The sequence below is a fragment of the Mesorhizobium sp. B2-8-9 genome (assembly GCF_006439475.1).
Lineage (GTDB): Bacteria > Pseudomonadota > Alphaproteobacteria > Rhizobiales > Rhizobiaceae > Mesorhizobium.
In genome coordinates this window covers 130,975-145,124 of record NZ_VFTQ01000011.1, presented here as the reverse complement: position 1 = coordinate 145,124, position 14,150 = coordinate 130,975, and the positions used below count along the sequence as shown (strand labels likewise).

At 58.2% G+C, this 14,150-nt stretch carries 13 protein-coding genes; 2 read left to right on the top strand and 11 right to left on the bottom strand.

Annotation, left to right across the window (positions count from 1 at the left end; translation table 11 throughout):
* Window positions 1-144 precede the first annotated feature (144 nt).
* The gene (locus FJ423_RS15755) at window positions 145-897 is read left to right on the top strand and encodes a carbonic anhydrase (RefSeq protein ID WP_064993307.1); all 753 of its coding nucleotides are present in this window, start codon (window positions 145-147) and stop codon (window positions 895-897) included.
* Between the two features lie 167 nt (window positions 898-1,064).
* Window positions 1,065-3,500 (top strand): ATP-binding protein, encoded by a 2,436-nt coding sequence (locus FJ423_RS15750; protein ID WP_064993308.1) that lies wholly within the window; start codon window positions 1,065-1,067, stop codon window positions 3,498-3,500.
* Window positions 3,501-3,618: 118 nt separating this feature from the next.
* Here the strand turns inward: FJ423_RS15750 and virB11 are convergent, their stop codons facing one another.
* Genes virB11 through FJ423_RS15695 form a run of 11 tightly spaced genes read right to left on the bottom strand, consistent with a single transcriptional unit; the run spans window position 3,619 to window position 13,042 of the window.
* Window positions 3,619-4,659: a P-type DNA transfer ATPase VirB11 gene (virB11, locus tag FJ423_RS15745; protein ID WP_013533334.1), complete on the bottom strand. Its 1,041-nt coding sequence runs from the start codon at window positions 4,657-4,659 to the stop codon at window positions 3,619-3,621.
* Window positions 4,643-5,785, bottom strand: coding sequence for a type IV secretion system protein VirB10 (gene virB10 / locus FJ423_RS15740; protein ID WP_064993310.1), 1,143 nt, complete (start codon window positions 5,783-5,785; stop codon window positions 4,643-4,645). The genes virB11 and virB10 overlap by 17 nt, the downstream gene beginning before the upstream one ends.
* Window positions 5,782-6,663 carry a TrbG/VirB9 family P-type conjugative transfer protein gene (locus FJ423_RS15735; RefSeq protein ID WP_064993311.1) on the bottom strand — a complete coding sequence of 294 codons (882 nt, stop codon included), beginning with the start codon at window positions 6,661-6,663 and terminating at the stop codon, window positions 5,782-5,784. The genes virB10 and FJ423_RS15735 overlap by 4 nt, the downstream gene beginning before the upstream one ends.
* Window positions 6,660-7,373, bottom strand: coding sequence for a type IV secretion system protein VirB8 (locus FJ423_RS15730; RefSeq protein ID WP_013533337.1), 714 nt, complete (start codon window positions 7,371-7,373; stop codon window positions 6,660-6,662). Before FJ423_RS15730 ends, FJ423_RS15735 begins: the two co-directional genes overlap by 4 nt.
* Window positions 7,370-7,528, bottom strand: a complete 159-nt coding sequence (locus FJ423_RS15725; protein WP_013533338.1) for a type IV secretion system lipoprotein VirB7 — start codon at window positions 7,526-7,528, stop codon at window positions 7,370-7,372. The genes FJ423_RS15730 and FJ423_RS15725 overlap by 4 nt, the downstream gene beginning before the upstream one ends.
* Before the next feature lie 22 nt (window positions 7,529-7,550).
* Window positions 7,551-8,438: a type IV secretion system protein gene (locus FJ423_RS15720; protein WP_064993312.1), complete on the bottom strand. Its 888-nt coding sequence runs from the start codon at window positions 8,436-8,438 to the stop codon at window positions 7,551-7,553.
* Window positions 8,439-8,496: 58 nt separating this feature from the next.
* Window positions 8,497-9,180 carry a type IV secretion system protein VirB5 gene (locus tag FJ423_RS15715; protein ID WP_064993313.1) on the bottom strand — a complete coding sequence of 228 codons (684 nt, stop codon included), beginning with the start codon at window positions 9,178-9,180 and terminating at the stop codon, window positions 8,497-8,499.
* 13 nt (window positions 9,181-9,193) lie between these two features.
* Window positions 9,194-11,563, bottom strand: coding sequence for a VirB4 family type IV secretion/conjugal transfer ATPase (locus FJ423_RS15710; protein ID WP_064993314.1), 2,370 nt, complete (start codon window positions 11,561-11,563; stop codon window positions 9,194-9,196).
* Window positions 11,563-11,889 carry a type IV secretion system protein VirB3 gene (locus FJ423_RS15705; protein ID WP_013533342.1) on the bottom strand — a complete coding sequence of 109 codons (327 nt, stop codon included), beginning with the start codon at window positions 11,887-11,889 and terminating at the stop codon, window positions 11,563-11,565. Before FJ423_RS15705 ends, FJ423_RS15710 begins: the two co-directional genes overlap by 1 nt.
* On the bottom strand, window positions 11,889-12,254 hold the full coding sequence (gene virB2 / locus FJ423_RS15700) for a pilin major subunit VirB2 (RefSeq protein ID WP_013533343.1): 366 nt from the start codon (window positions 12,252-12,254) through the stop codon (window positions 11,889-11,891). Before virB2 ends, FJ423_RS15705 begins: the two co-directional genes overlap by 1 nt.
* A gap of 14 nt (window positions 12,255-12,268) precedes the next feature.
* Complete coding sequence (locus FJ423_RS15695; protein WP_064993315.1) at window positions 12,269-13,042, bottom strand: type IV secretion system lytic transglycosylase VirB1; 774 nt, start codon at window positions 13,040-13,042, stop codon at window positions 12,269-12,271.
* Window positions 13,043-14,150: the final 1,108 nt, after the last annotated feature.

Genomic DNA, 14,150 nt, shown 5'->3' with positions numbered 1-14,150 from the left:
CACGGCCGTGCGCGGGACCGTCGGTCGCCCTGAGGCCGCGATGGTGGCGTGCCGAACTGTTCGGCCCCTGTCGCCCACATCACAGCTGCGCCCGCAGTTCCCATGCCACGCCAAATTGAAGTGTTCAGTAGGAGCCACAGCAACATGCACCGTCGTAATCTGATCAAAGGTTTCGTTGCACTCGGCGCTTGTCCCATTTGCGCTGAAGCCGCGCGGGCGGCCAGCACCGAATGGGGATATGCCGGGCCGGTCGGCCCCGAACAATGGGGGCATCTGGACAAGACGAATTTGGTCTGCTCGGCGGGCATGCAGCAATCGCCGGTCGATATCAGGGGCGCGGTCAAAGCGGATATTCCGCACATCGCCATAGGTTGGCACAGGGGCGGCGGCAGAATGGTGAACAACGGCCACACCATTCAGATCAACCTGCCGCAAGGCAGCACGCTCACTCGGGGGGATCGTGTCTATGAGCTGCTACAGTTCCATTTCCATGCACCAAGCGAGCACCACGTCGCAGGTAAGAGTTTCCCGATGGAAGCGCATTTTGTCCATAAGGGCCGCAACAGCGATACTGTGGGTGTTCTGAGCGTGTTTCTGACGCCAGGCGCCACAAATGCCAGCTTTGCCCGGCTTGCTGCCGCATTTCCTGCAACGTCAGGCGAAGAGGCAGCCGTCGATGAAGTCGACCCGAACGAGCTTCTGCCGGCTTCGCTTGGCTACTGGACATATGAAGGATCTTTGACGACGCCGCCATGCACGGAAAACGTCGACTGGATGGTGGCGACGGAACCGGTTGATGTCGACCCAGCAGACATAGAGCGATTTACCTCGCTATATCCCGAAAACGCGCGCCCTATCCGCGCGCCCAATCGGCGCTTCATCCTGGGCCTAAGCTGACGCCCCGGCGTAAAAACCGCCTGCGCGTCATGTTGATCTGCTTTCAGAATCGTAAGGATGTGCTCCGCGTCGCGTAGGCGCTTTGGGAGCTCATTTCGCGCTGGAAGCGCACCAGGACCAAGTTCGGTAACGGTGTTAAGCCATTCTCATAAGGGGGAGAGGTAGGCGTGGCTTTCCTGTTCCAGCAGCATCCGGCCGCATACCGAGCCCATGAACTGGAATTCATGTCGGACCTTCGCAAGGGGTCCATCGCGGATCAAACGCCGTTTCCTTGGCTCAGTTCCGACAAAGCAATTATGATCGCCCTAGCCACCTCGATTGCGCTCTTGGTCGGGACGCAGGGCCAGCCCCCGCAGATCGATCACGCGATCCTAAGCCAGCTGCGAACGATTCAGATCAATGACGCATTGCTCCGGCGCGACGTCGCCCGCGCTGGGATGGATATGACATTGGACTACCGTTCGGTTGCTTCTATCGGGCAAGCGTTGCAAAAGACTCGTGTAAACTTGCAACGTTCTTTCGAGATTTCGTCCGATGAGAGATCAGAGCAATCCAGATTGCTCGCGCAGCTCATAGATTCGATCGAAAGCAAAAAGGCTGCCGTCTCAGTCTTGGTCGAACAAAATCAGCTCATGCAAAGCTGTCTTGCACAGCTAGCTCGCTCGATTGGCCGCCTTGGGGGAGCACCGTCGGGCATGGTTGAACTTTCGATGCTGATCGTGCTTTCGGCTGAACCGAGGCTCGTTCTGAGCAAGGCTGGAGCTGCCTTATCTTCTTCATGGAGGTTGGACGAAGCTGCCGATCAGATCGCATCTCCGGACACGTTCTCCAAGGCCGCCGAACTGGAGCGAGAGCATCTGGAGGGCTACAGCTTGGCCAGCGCGCACGCGCAGCGCATGCGACTTTTCCTCGGTTTGGTGTCCATATGCCTCTGCTTGTTTGCGATGATTCCGCCCTCCAGGCAGCCTCTGCGGACGAACCGGCTGAAAAGGCGGTTGGAGCTTGAAGAGGCAATGAGTGAGATCGAAACTCGCCTCAACGAAAGTAAAGCAAAGGACGCCTCGGCGCGCTTTTCCACCGAAGAAGCGCTCAGAGTCGTTCAACGCGTTTTCGATGCGGATCAATGCGCGCTCGCCCTAGTGGATCCGAGTCTCAGCAGGCATACCGAGTGCTTTGTGGCGAACACGTACACACCCGTCTGGAACGTGCCGCTTATTGATGAAGTCGTTTCACTTGTCCGCGCCGGACGGCCAGTGTTTCGCGTCGTTCGGACCGCCTTAGGGCTTTCCGGTGTTTGTCAAATTGTTGCCTGCAGGGCTTCCGATCAGCAGGTTGTGGTTTGCATCCTTGTTTTTGAAGGAGATCGCTCACTCCCCTCGGCAGACGACCTGCGGGTTCTTGCCAGCGCCATTGTGCGTTTGAGCAACCATCTTGAACTGCAACGTATAAATACGGAACGCGACCTTCTGGTGAGTCGATGGGAGCATGTGGAAAGGCTGAGGACCGTGGGCACGATCGCAAGCGGCGTTACACATGAGTTCAACAACATTTTAGGGGCAATAATCGGCTATTCAGAGATTGCCCAAAGCCTTGTGCGTCGCCCCTCCAGAATCCGTAATCACATCGACCAGATCATTTTAGCTGGACACCGAGCCAAGCTGATCGTCGACCAGATCCTGTCACTAAGCCGAAACCGACAGCGCGTGGCAGTGCCATTCAACGTCTCCGAAATTGTCATGGATCTTGCGCCATTGCTGCGGGTCACAGTTCGGTCGGATGTTCAGTTGAACTTCAAGATCAACGAGTGGCAAACGGTGGTCGAGGGCAGCCCAACCGAGATACAGCAGATCCTCATGAATCTATGCAAGAACGCGTCGGAGGCTGTCTTGAACGAGGGCCGTGTCGAGGTCAGCGTTTCTCGCGCTCAGGTGCGCCAAACCAAGCCGCTGGCTCAGGGCACCTTGAGACCTGGAGATTACGTTCTCCTCTCCATCAGCGACGATGGCCCGGGAATCGCAAGTTCGATACTTCCGCATGTCTTTGAGCCCTTTTTTACCACGCGCTCTGTCGTCGGCGGGACCGGGCTGGGTCTTGCTGCGGTTGACAGGCACGTGAGCGCGCTCGCAGGATGCCTTGATGTCACCTCGGCTGTTGGCCGAGGGACGCGGTTTGATATCTACCTACCGGCCTCCGACGAGGAGCCAGTCACCGCTGACATCGCTTTCGGTCGGTACGACGGACCACTTGGCAACGGAGAAATCGTTGCAGTCGTGGAGCCCGATCCAGCAGAGTTGGAGATCTACAGGGACCAGATCGCCGCGCTGGGTTATGAGCCGGTCGGCTTCGCGAACCTTGAAGGTCTTTGCGAGTGGACCGAAAGCGGGAAGGCAGCAGACCTGGTGATTTTAGGTAGAACGCCTTTCCTGGAGCGAGGACAGGCCGAATCCGTATGCCCCACCCTCATGACGGTGCCTGTCATAGTCGTCGGCCAAACCGACTCCATGCCGGTCATATCCGCTAATCAGGCCCTCGTCCTTTGGCTAGCGAAGCCGGTCTCATCCCGGACAATGGCGCATGCGGTTCGTACAATGATGATGGCATGATACCGCCGAATCGCTCAGCCTATCCAACCACTGCGAGAAGGCCCGTCAAAAAGATATCGAAGCAGAACAGAATAACGCGTCGACACCGGCTTACCGATCCCGAGACGTTGTTCCAGCCTTAGTGCTTGTTGAGAAGGTCGGCTACTGTCTCTCCCCGCCGCCGGGCATCGGCGGCGAGCCATACCTCTCCTACCTCATACACGTCGCCTTGGGTACGGAACGGTATGATGACGTCAATGGCAGCCGACAGCATGTCAAGAAGCGTGCGGTCTTCGACAGCGGCTCCTTGCGCGCTGCTCTTGACGAGTGAAAAGAGCTTTTTGAAACCTTGTACCGGATCAGCCCCATGAATCGTTGATATCGATCCCGCATGGCCGGAGACGACTTCACTAAGGTAGGCCCAAGCGGCGTCATCGCGCATCTCGCCAAGCAATATTCGATCAGGCCGCATGCGCAAACTGGCTTGCAACAGTTGCTCGGCCGTCACCGCACCTGCGCCTGCTCGGTCCTTTGGATAGAGTAAGCGGACATGGTTCTCGTGCGGGATTGCAAGTTCGAGCGTGTCCTCGATGCTGATCAACCTCTCATGCGGGGGTATAGCGTTGATCAAAGTCTTGCTCATTGTCGTTTTGCCGCTTCCAGTCGGTCCGCAAAGCAGCATTGTGAGCCGCCCGCAGACGCAGGCTCGCAAAAATTGCTCCAAGTCACCATGGTCGTAGTGCTGAAGAATCGTTTCGTCCTGCCGCTCTTGGCGCTCTTTTCGTGACCGCCATTGATTCCAACGCGAATATTCGTAGCGAGAAGAAACTTCCTTGAGTTCGGTCACACGACTTGAGGGACGCCGTATCGTCAGGCTTATTGTTCCTGAGGGTACTGCGGGGGGCAAACAGATCTGCAGCCGCTCTCCGTTCGGCAACTCAGTCGCACAGAGGGGGCTTTGCGGTCCGACATCTTGCTTGCGCAGCGCTCCGGCGAGGATCGCGATGTCCTCCAGATCGTCATAAGACAGCGGCAGTGGATGTTTCGTGAAAACGCCGGCCTGTCGGACAAAGGCTTCCCCAGGCCGGTTGATAGCGACCTCTTCGGTTCTTGGCTCCTCAAGCCATTTCAGAACGGGATCGAGAAGCAAACGCAATTGAGGATCAGCCTCCGATTGCATTGTTGTTTCTCCGGCGTTCGCGATGTTGGGGGGATGGCGCTGCGGCAGTCGCTCTAAGATCGTATACATCCGAGAAGTCGAGGTCCCGAGCCACAAAGATGGATACGGCGTCTCCTTGGTTTTTCTTCAGGGTTGGGGGAAGGTTGATCGTCGCTCTCAATGTCGTCTCGACGGCTTGTCCACCATTGCTCTGGAAGCTGTTGGTGCCGCTTCCTCCGCCAGAGCTGGCCGCATATTGACCAGCCGCCTGAAACGCGCCTTGGATGACGCTCATGAGAATCGCTCCGCCAAAGCGTTCCCGGAAGTGATTGTCCACCGTGCCAGGCATTCCGGAGCGGCCGAGCTCGTCAGCGCCCGGCGATGCTATCGAAACGAGGGCATGGTCAGGTGTTTCGATGCGCGTCCACAGCACGAATACACGCGCATCCCCCTGCTGGAGACCGCGCTGGATCTCGCCAATCACGGTTGTCCCGCGATCCAAGAGCACGACGTTGTTGGTGGCGCCTCGGACGGCTTTAGGTAAGACGCACTTCACATAGCCGGGTAAATTTGTGTCGACCGCAGTTTGCAAAATGCAGGGAATGATCGTTCCTTGAGTAATCACGAGATCAGGGTGCGGCAAAAGTGTGGCCCGGCTCGGCTCCTGTATATCTGGCTTCAATCGGCCTGACAGATCGCCACCGTTTGAAATCTCATCCGCTGTCCCCGGAGCATCATTTTGCTTGTCTTCGCTCCGCTGATCGGCATTGGGCATTTGACCGCTGCCGCTGTAGGCGAAAATTGGTGATTCCTCCGGCGGCGGATCATCTGCCGCTGGTGGGGGCGGCGTGGATGGCGCAGGCTCTGCCGCCTTGGCCGCCTCTGCGGGTGCTGGAGGTTCTGGAGCAACCTCGATTGGCACGGGACGGAATGGCTCGACGTTGGCGACAATTGGCGGCTTTGGCTGAGATGGTTCGTCTTGTGTGCTGGAACGACCTCCGAGCCAGATGAGCGATAGAGACGAGATGAGAACAAGAGCAGCGACGGCCAACTTCTGCGATCCCGAAACATGCCGGCGGGCCGGCTCCGAGACCATCGATCCGGATGCATGGACATCATGTCCCGCCTGTGGGCCGGTTTCATTCATCGTCCCGAGCCTTTCAAAACGCGCCACACGTCGGGTGTCACTGTACCGGTCGCTGGCGCTCGTCCCACAGGGTCATAAGCTCTGTTGAAAATGGACAAGACCGTGTTGCCATCTCTCAGACGCCATTCCCGGGCGACGGCGGATACTTCAACATAGTCGCCTTTGACCGTGTAATTGGCAGCGGCTTCCTTGCCGTCGGGATTGATAACGTAGAGGGAGGGTATGCGGGAATTGCTTGCGAATCCAAATACGGTCGTAAAGCCATTATCGAAGACTTCCAGCGGCGCCAGCGACCGATCGCCCTTTGCGACGTAGTGAAAATTGCTTTCGTCCGGACTGGCAGCTGCGGCGGGCCGATTCAACAAATCCCGAACTCTCTCGTCTTGCAGCACTCTCGCCCGGGCCTGGCCAAGAATCGAGCGCCTTTCCGCTTCCTTTCTCTGAGCAGCAGCCTCATCAGCAGGATAGGTGAACTGCACACTGTAGTATAGGTCTGGTTGCTCCTCATCGAGTTTGGGCATCGCTTTCGTTGAAATACTGAAGACGTATCTGCGTGTACCGGACTCGCTCTCGGCCAGCACGACGACCGGCTGCGGCGACAGCATCCGGCTAGCCTTGAAAAAGAGATAATTGGCGCGCGGGAGCGCAGCCAGGTCTTTGCTATTGGAAACAGCCACGGCTGCGACGGTCTCGTTTGCCGCGAATGTGACAACCAGCGTTGCCCCAACTGCGGTCGATAGGCGCACCACTTCGTCGGGGCGGTAAGCCAGGTAGCGCATCCGCGCATCATGCTTGCCGGCAAGTGGCGTGTCTTCGGCGCACGCTTCCATCGTTAGGAAGAGTGAACAGGCCAGCGCCAGAAATGCTCTTTTTGTCATGGCTGCACGAAGCCCAGGTTCGATACGGTGTCTTGCGAGGCTTGGTAGGATGTGACGAGTAGACCTCCCGGATTGGTGAGCCTCGATTGCCCAGGCAGACCCGTCAAGCGCTCGTAGCGGATGGTAGCAGTCCAGGAGGTCACTATCGGCGTCTGCCCATCGATAACAAGCGTACGTTTGTATCGGATCTGCTGAACGTCGGGACTGATGTCATTTGATGAAATATGCCCGACCTCGAGCTTGCCGCGCTTCCCAACCGTGACCTGCGGCGAGGTGGGGTTGGGATAGTTGAAGAAATCTTGATATTGCTGTTGCACAGAAGGTGCGCTGAAACTGGAGACGAGGTCATAGGCGTATTGGGCTGTATCTGCCGTGTAGCCCTCGCGCAGGCGTACATATTCCCACAGCGAAGCGTTTATGACGGCTCGGTCTTGGGTTGCCGGCAGTCGAGAGATTGACACTTCGCTGTCAACGGTACCGTCCGGCCGCACCCAGAGGAACACAGGTACGAGCTTGGCCAACGGGACCATGGCAGCGATGGTAAATGCCTGGGCGACATTTCCCAGGACCGCCGCTGCGGCAAAGGCTATAAGCGCCTTTGACAAGCGCCGCGCAGACTTCGCTCGTGAAGTTTGAAACGCTTCCACCTTCTTGTAGTGAGCGGCTAGCGTTTCTCTCTCCACCAGAAGGGCATGTTCAGGAAATTTCACTTGGGCTCTTCCGCGCACTCGACCTGAAGATCCTCAGGAGTGGTTTCCCATTGTCCCGCGTTCAGTTGGAATGGCGTACCCGTGCAGGTCGCAAGCCGATCGGTTGTCTTGCAGGCCGCCAAAGCGAGGATTAGCAACAGTAGATAGCGTTTCATGTTTTTGGCACCGGTTGATTGATTAACCACCCGCCGTTTTGGCAAAGTAGCGGTTGAGGTTGCTAAGAGGTCGGTTCTCGCCTGCCAAAGAGCCGCCGGCGATGCTGCTGGCGATCGTCGGAAGCGCGATGATCAGAGCGTCGCCAGCGAGGAAGAGCATGTCGAGCTCGTAAAGCCCGATGATCTTGGCTGCTGTCGTGCCCGACATTTTGATTATGATAAGCATTGCTGTCAGCGAGACTGCTTCGGCCGCAATAACTATCGTCGCAACGATGTTGAGAAGGAGAAGCAGCAGCCCGTACGAGAGCAGTTGGCCGATCCATCTGGTGGCCATGTCTCGCGTGCGATCAAAAAGGTAGCCGACAAGGACCAGGGGTCCGATCGCCAAGAGCAGCTTCGTCAGAATTCCAACGGCATCGTAGATCTCGAACGCCGTCCACAGCGAGCCGTAGAAAATCCATTGCGCTCCCTGGAAGGCAAGTATGTCCTGGCCATTCATTGTCCCAATTTCGGAAGCAATCATCTGAAAAGCATACTGACTTGCAGCAAACATAAAGTCTAGCTTCCGAGGAATATCGACGAATGGCAAGTCGCTGCTACTTATATGGTGAGCAAACCTTGGAATCGTGTCGTCGAAGAACGTTTCAATGTACTGCTGGTAGTTGGACTGGTCCAAGATCAGGGCAACGACAATCGACACCATGATTACGCGCGAGATACTCCCGCGCGCATCGACTTGACCGCGCATGACCAGACAGCCTTGTATTATTATCCAAAGCGTTACACACGCGACCAGAGGTGCGCTGACCGCCTCTTGGATCTTTTCAAGCACGTTGTGCAGCCCTGAGGTAAAGGCCAGATCAAAGATCGTGTGTATGGCCGTGAATGGCGCGGCAATCTTGAAATTCATGGCCTGAGCCTGATTTGTCCCTGATCAGCCCAGTTGAGCCGGACGAACTTTGCGTGGTTCACGGCAGTGTGCCAAACATCTTGGCGGTGTCCTGGCGCTCGCGACGCTGCGTGGCGGCCTCCTCCACGGCGTGAAGGCTGCCTTGTGCAGTGGTCATCGTCAGCAGACTCGTGGCCTCGACATTTTGGATGACCGCATCGTGAATCTGCTTGAGGACCAGACCGTTGGTCACGGTGGCCTGCACAATATTTCGCGAGCGCGAAAGCTGACCAGGCGTGTTGTCGTTAGCCTTAAGGCGCTTGTCCATTACGTCCAGAGTGTCGGCTGCAAGAGCTGCCGCATTGGCGGCACCAGTGATTTGCTCCTCTAACAGTTTCGCTTCTGAATCGGTGCCGGTGACTCTCCGGGTTGGGTCTTGCACAATGGTACGCGCCATGGTCGAAACCGGCGCCCGAGCATCAAACATCTGCCCGTCCAGCTTATTGCTCGATGGGTAGTGGTTTCCCTGGTTCAGTGCGCCCAGCAGTCCCGTGACAGCAAATGACGACTTCAGTATCTCTACCATTTCGATCGTGGTAGCGAGCGTCTGAGCCGATTTTATAAGCATCGCCGCAGTGGAACCCGCTGTTAGTCCCGCTTGTACTGTCAATGCCGGGTCGCTGACGATAAATTGCGACCTGGCCTGTGTGCTAAGCAGAAAGGAAACAGCAAGCGTCGTCACTGCAAGCTTGGCAAATCTCATGAATATTCCTCCTTCAGTCTTGAACTTCGTGGTAACGAGCCATGAACTCGTCGAGCCACCCGCTTGGGGCATCTCCGTGCTGGTCACGAAGCTGGTCGGCAAAGCGCACGGTGTTGGCCCGCCCCGAGAGTACGGCTACGTACTCGCGCATCTGGCCAAGGTCGAATTCGCAAACAACACTCCCGCTGTCGCGCTTGAGCAAAAACTTGCGGCTGCCAATTGCCATTCCGTGGCGGATCGCCTCGAACTCCTGCGTGGTGCACTTCAAACCATCGACATACGCAGCCCGGTCCGCCGTCGGTGACGGGTAGAAAATCTTCGTCATGCATTGCGCAACGAGACTGGCTCCCAGCGGCGATTCCAGCACGTGTTCGGGCTGCTGCGTTGCAAGTATCAACATCCCGTTGTTCTTGCGGACGGTGAGCAAGAACTTGTCGATAACAGCCGAGAACTGCGGGTTGAGCAGATAGAAGCGAAATTCGTCGCAGCTCATGACGAACCGACGGCCATCGACAACGGCGCCCACGCGGTGCAGAAGATATGCGGCGGCCGGCGCACAGACCTCCTCATATTCCAGGAGCTGCGTCATGTCGAAGCCGGTGATGGAGGCATCAAGCCTTACTTCGTCGACATCGCCGTCAAAGGCCCATCCAAGCGCATTCCCTCTACACCACCGCTGCAGCCGTGCTCCTGCGCCCTCGGAGGGGCCGTGCAGCAGGAATTCGCGCAGGCCCGCAATTGAGCGCATCACGGGTTCGAACGAAAGTTGACGAACAATGCCACGTTCTAGTCGACGGCTTTCCTCCGGCGAGATCGGACCGCGGCCGTCACTCTCGATAAGGGCCATCAACCATTCGCGCAGAAAGTCCAACGAGGCGGAGGTGTTGTCCAGTCCACGCAGAGGGGCCAAGCCGCTCGGAGCGCCTCTGCGCAAGGCTAGATATGTCCCCCCCGTGGCCCGCACCAGCAGTTCACCACCCCGGTCCTTATCGAAAAAGACGATGGCACCATCGCGATCGACCACGCTTTGCTCAAGCATCGCGAGGATAAAGGTCATCAGCGTCGTCTTGCCTTTGCCGACTGGCCCGAATATCGCCGTCATGCCCACGTCATTCTCATGGGGGATGTAGTCGAAAGAAGTTCCACCGTTCGTGCGGAAGCGCGCAACAGCTTTGCCCCAGTGGCCGGATGCGGAACCGTTTGGGAAGTTCTCAAATGACACAAGCCCGGCAAAATTGTGCGAGGTGATGGCCCCGGGGCGTGTGCGCCACCTGTTGTTCCCCGGAAGTTGGGACCAGTACGCGGCCTCCATACCGATACCCTCTTGGACGATGACGGCGCCCGCATCGGCCAGCCTTCCGCGGGCATTTGCTGCGCGATCTGCAAGGCTGTTGAGGCTCTCGGCATAGACGCACAGGCTCAGATGATGCGAACCCATGACGAACTCGTTGCTTGCCAGTGCGTCCTCTGCTTCGGCAAGTTCATTGATCTGGGTGAGAGCCTTGTCGCCGGCGCTCGTCATCTGGCTGGACTTAAGGCTAAGCTTCGCATGAGCTTGGGGCCGAGTGAGGAAGGAAAAGCTCTGGCTGAGCACAAGCGGGAAGTTGGCCGACAGCAAGGGATTTAGCATGCCGGGCCGCGTCGTCGCCGGATATTCACGGAACGAAAACAATGACCCCACCGAGCTGCCCCCGGGCCGTCGAATCTCAAGCGCCCGCTTCCCGCAGATGACCTGGTCAGTGTAGATCGAGGCGCCGAGTGAGCCGCTAACCATCGGAACCGGAAGAAACCGGCACGTCATTATCAACCGAAGCGCCTCACCGATTTCCGTGAAGAGCACGTCGCCTTTCTCACGAACACCCAACCGGCGCAGACCGTAACCGCCCAGTGAGCCAGCAATGATCTGCCAGAGGTCTTCCAGGCTTCGCATTTGTGTGGCCAGATCGTTGTCATTGCGTCTGGACGATTTTGCGCTACGCCAGCCGATCTTGCCGATTGCGGTGCGGGGGAACACGACGACAGTGAGGAAATGGTCGTTGCGAAAGAGCTTGCCCGACAGGACACGGCTCTCATACGCCTCGCTCAGACTGCCAGCGAATGCACTTTGAAACTGGCGCGATGCCGGCTCCGGCACATCGTTGTTTCGCACAAGATGGGCGTACAGCGTGACATTGTCGTCGGCGATGTTGCGCAAGAGAGTGTTGAACGCGCGGCAGCGCGAGTTGCGCATCTCAGCGTCTTCCAAATCAAATGGCAGCCCGTTCAGATGTGCCATGGCCATAATCGATCCGTCTTCCAGAAGGACAACCTGGTCGCTCAGATGACCGACATACGGAAGATAGATCTCGCCAGATCTCTCGGTCCTGCCACTGGCGCCAAACATCACACCATTCCTCTTCCGCGCTTCGGCACTCTGATCGGATTCGCGCTGACGCTCGCCCCGCCCCAGACCGACCCATCCACGCTTCTGCCGGCGGTCTGCAAATAGAGAAACGCCACGCTTGCGGCGTTATAGTCACGCTCAACAATCAGCCGTGCTCCGAACCAGAGTGGCACGAGCACGACTTCATAGAGCGGGTTCTTAAGGATGATGATGACGAGTCCCGCCAACATCATGAGCGCTCCGGCCAGCGTCAGCGGCACCCCCAAAAACAGTGCGGGGCGTGTCGCCGCCACATAGAGGGTGCTCACTTCCAGCCGGTCGCTCATCAGCCGGCGCCTATCAGCGCCTTGCCCAGGAAGCTGGCGCCAAACATGATGACGATTCCTCCAACGACACCCGCAACCAGGCCAAGTGAAGCACGACCGAACATCCAGGAGATCCCGATGGCCACGAGTCCGAGCACGGCCAGTGATTGTCCGAAGGGACCAAGTATGAAGGTGCAGATATTCTGGACCATCTTGGCGGGATCCGTCCCTCCGGTCACCTGTGCCGCGGCCGGCCCGCTGGAGAAGACCGTCCACGCCACGCCCGCAGCAGCGGCCGGCGCGTATTCAGCCGCCATTCGCAGCATGGAAAAAGGCGAAGGAACACGCGTTTTAAGCGCACGAAGTATTTTGAGTGGCTTGATCATTGTATCTCCATGTTTCAATCGAATACGAGTTTGTTCGGGTTCGAGGGTTCCCGCTCATCGGCAGCCCGGCTGTCTGTCGGACCGGAGGGATCGGCCCCGGAGCGGTTTGTCTGATAGGAGCCCCAGATGGCCCAGGAATTTTGGCGGGGCTGCTTTTGGTTGGCCTTTTGGTTCAGCTGGAGCAGAGGCGGCACTGCTTTCCGACCCGGTGCCTCAAGGTGTGGCGCATCTTGGGCGGTCGGCTCCTGCGTTGTCTCTGACATGTCCTTTGCGGCCAACTCGACCTTGCGTACATAACCGTTGGCAAAGCCACGCGTGACGTCACCCGTGTTATAGGCCGAGATGGCACGGCGAAGCGCCAGTTGCTGCGCTGGGGCAGTCGTGCCGCCGGCATACCGGCTTTCAAGCAAGTGGGCGGCGGCCGAAAGCGAGGCGCAGGGCTCGAATGCCTTTTCCGGCGTGAGATTGAGCGTGGGAAAGTTGTTGCTGTTTATTTGCATCAATCCAACATCGACGGAATGTTGTGCTTCGAGTCGGTCCTTGATGCCCCGCGTGGCTTGCAGGTGGTCTATCCAGCGAAGCTGCTCACCTGTGGTGTTGTCATGAGCCACCAGCGTTTCAAAGCCACTTTCAATCTTGGCAATCGCGGCAAGGGTGGACGGCGCGACCCAGGGAGCGCATTTGCGCGACAGGCGGTGGAACTCACGGGGCGAAAGTGGCGCGGGCTCGGCTGGGAGTGACATGGATGTCAACAGAACGATGGCCAGCGGCCAAACTGCAATAAACATTCCTATCACCTACCTTTCCAAGCCGCCCGACGGGTTCTGGCCCTGTCCGGAACACGCTTATCGGGGCGGTTTGTTACTGTGTGATGTTCAAGTTCAGCTTTTCGGCTTCAACTGAAACAAAGACCTTGATCGTGGCAGTGTGGGTGAGCATCTTGCGCAAGCACGGGTTGGCGGATCCGATTAGCCAGCAGCGACATGCAAAGGATCTTGGTACGACGAGTCCTGTGCGGGATTGCCCGTCCCGGTCGCCTGTTGCTTTTGGACTGTAATCCGCGGCTTCGGCGGCAGGATGGTGATGGAATCTTCTGCCAAGGTCGAATCAAGGAGAAAATGGAGGCTAGTCCAGGCTGCGGATGCCGTGGGTCGGTCCAGCGAGAGGACCGAAGAAGGCGCCGGTGCCCACGTTGCGGTATGCTGCCAGCTCTTTAAGAGACAGCCATGCGCGGCCCCGCACGGGCAGGTCCATCGCGCGAGCTCGTCTGCGCTGGCTGGATGGGGCTGTCCGCGGGGCGCGGAAACGCAGCAGCGCAGCCCATCTTGGTGCGAGCCTGATTCAGCTGTTCGGCGAGCCGCACCCCATTTGGCGGCGTCCGAGGCCGCTGCCGAGAATAGTGACCAGCTCAAAGGGAGGTGTCGCGTTCAACTGATAAATGCTAGCTCGGAACCGTAACCGCAACCGACCTGCCGGTCGCGCGGACCAGGGTTTGGAACGCCGGGCCCCTCCCCCCGGAAGAACTCGCTTGGAAGGAGACATACCATGGCCCAAGGCTACAGCAGCGACACGGCCGCTCTTGCGCCACCGCCTCTGCGATCAATCAAACGCCGCGCTCCGCCACCGCTTCGGAGCCCGGACGCACGAGCGGCAGGATTTCGAGTTGATGCAGCTCCGCCGTCGCCAGAACCGCGGCGACTCAAGGACACGTCAGGAAACTGGGCGTCCGTGCCGTCGAAGTCGAGTGCTGTTGCCGGGCCTGCAGGTGAGCTCGAGCTTGAGCTGAAGGATCCCACGGCAGGGTCATGCCGGCGACTGGACCTGGTCTCCTGGTCACGGACTGACTTGATGCGGTCATTTGGCTGTGGATGAAAGACCATGACGAGCAACGGCCTC

Excerpts from the sequence above, each read along its gene's own strand:
- FJ423_RS15695 (WP_064993315.1), bottom strand. The coding sequence starts at position 13,042 with ATGTTTATTGCAGTTTGGCCGCTGGCCATCGTTCTGTTGACATCCATG.
- virB10 (WP_064993310.1), bottom strand. The coding sequence starts at position 5,785 with ATGAATGAAACCGGCCCACAGGCGGGACATGATGTCCATGCATCCGGA.
- FJ423_RS15735 (WP_064993311.1), bottom strand. The coding sequence starts at position 6,663 with ATGACAAAAAGAGCATTTCTGGCGCTGGCCTGTTCACTCTTCCTAACG.
- FJ423_RS15705 (WP_013533342.1), bottom strand. The coding sequence starts at position 11,889 with ATGAGCGACCGGCTGGAAGTGAGCACCCTCTATGTGGCGGCGACACGC.
- FJ423_RS15720 (WP_064993312.1), bottom strand. The coding sequence starts at position 8,438 with ATGAATTTCAAGATTGCCGCGCCATTCACGGCCATACACACGATCTTT.
- FJ423_RS15715 (WP_064993313.1), bottom strand. The coding sequence starts at position 9,180 with ATGAGATTTGCCAAGCTTGCAGTGACGACGCTTGCTGTTTCCTTTCTG.
- virB2 (WP_013533343.1), bottom strand. The coding sequence starts at position 12,254 with ATGATCAAGCCACTCAAAATACTTCGTGCGCTTAAAACGCGTGTTCCT.
- FJ423_RS15710 (WP_064993314.1), bottom strand. The coding sequence starts at position 11,563 with ATGTTTGGCGCCAGTGGCAGGACCGAGAGATCTGGCGAGATCTATCTT.
- FJ423_RS15725 (WP_013533338.1), bottom strand. The coding sequence starts at position 7,528 with ATGAAACGCTATCTACTGTTGCTAATCCTCGCTTTGGCGGCCTGCAAG.
- FJ423_RS15755 (WP_064993307.1), top strand. The coding sequence starts at position 145 with ATGCACCGTCGTAATCTGATCAAAGGTTTCGTTGCACTCGGCGCTTGT.
- virB11 (WP_013533334.1), bottom strand. The coding sequence starts at position 4,659 with ATGCAATCGGAGGCTGATCCTCAATTGCGTTTGCTTCTCGATCCCGTT.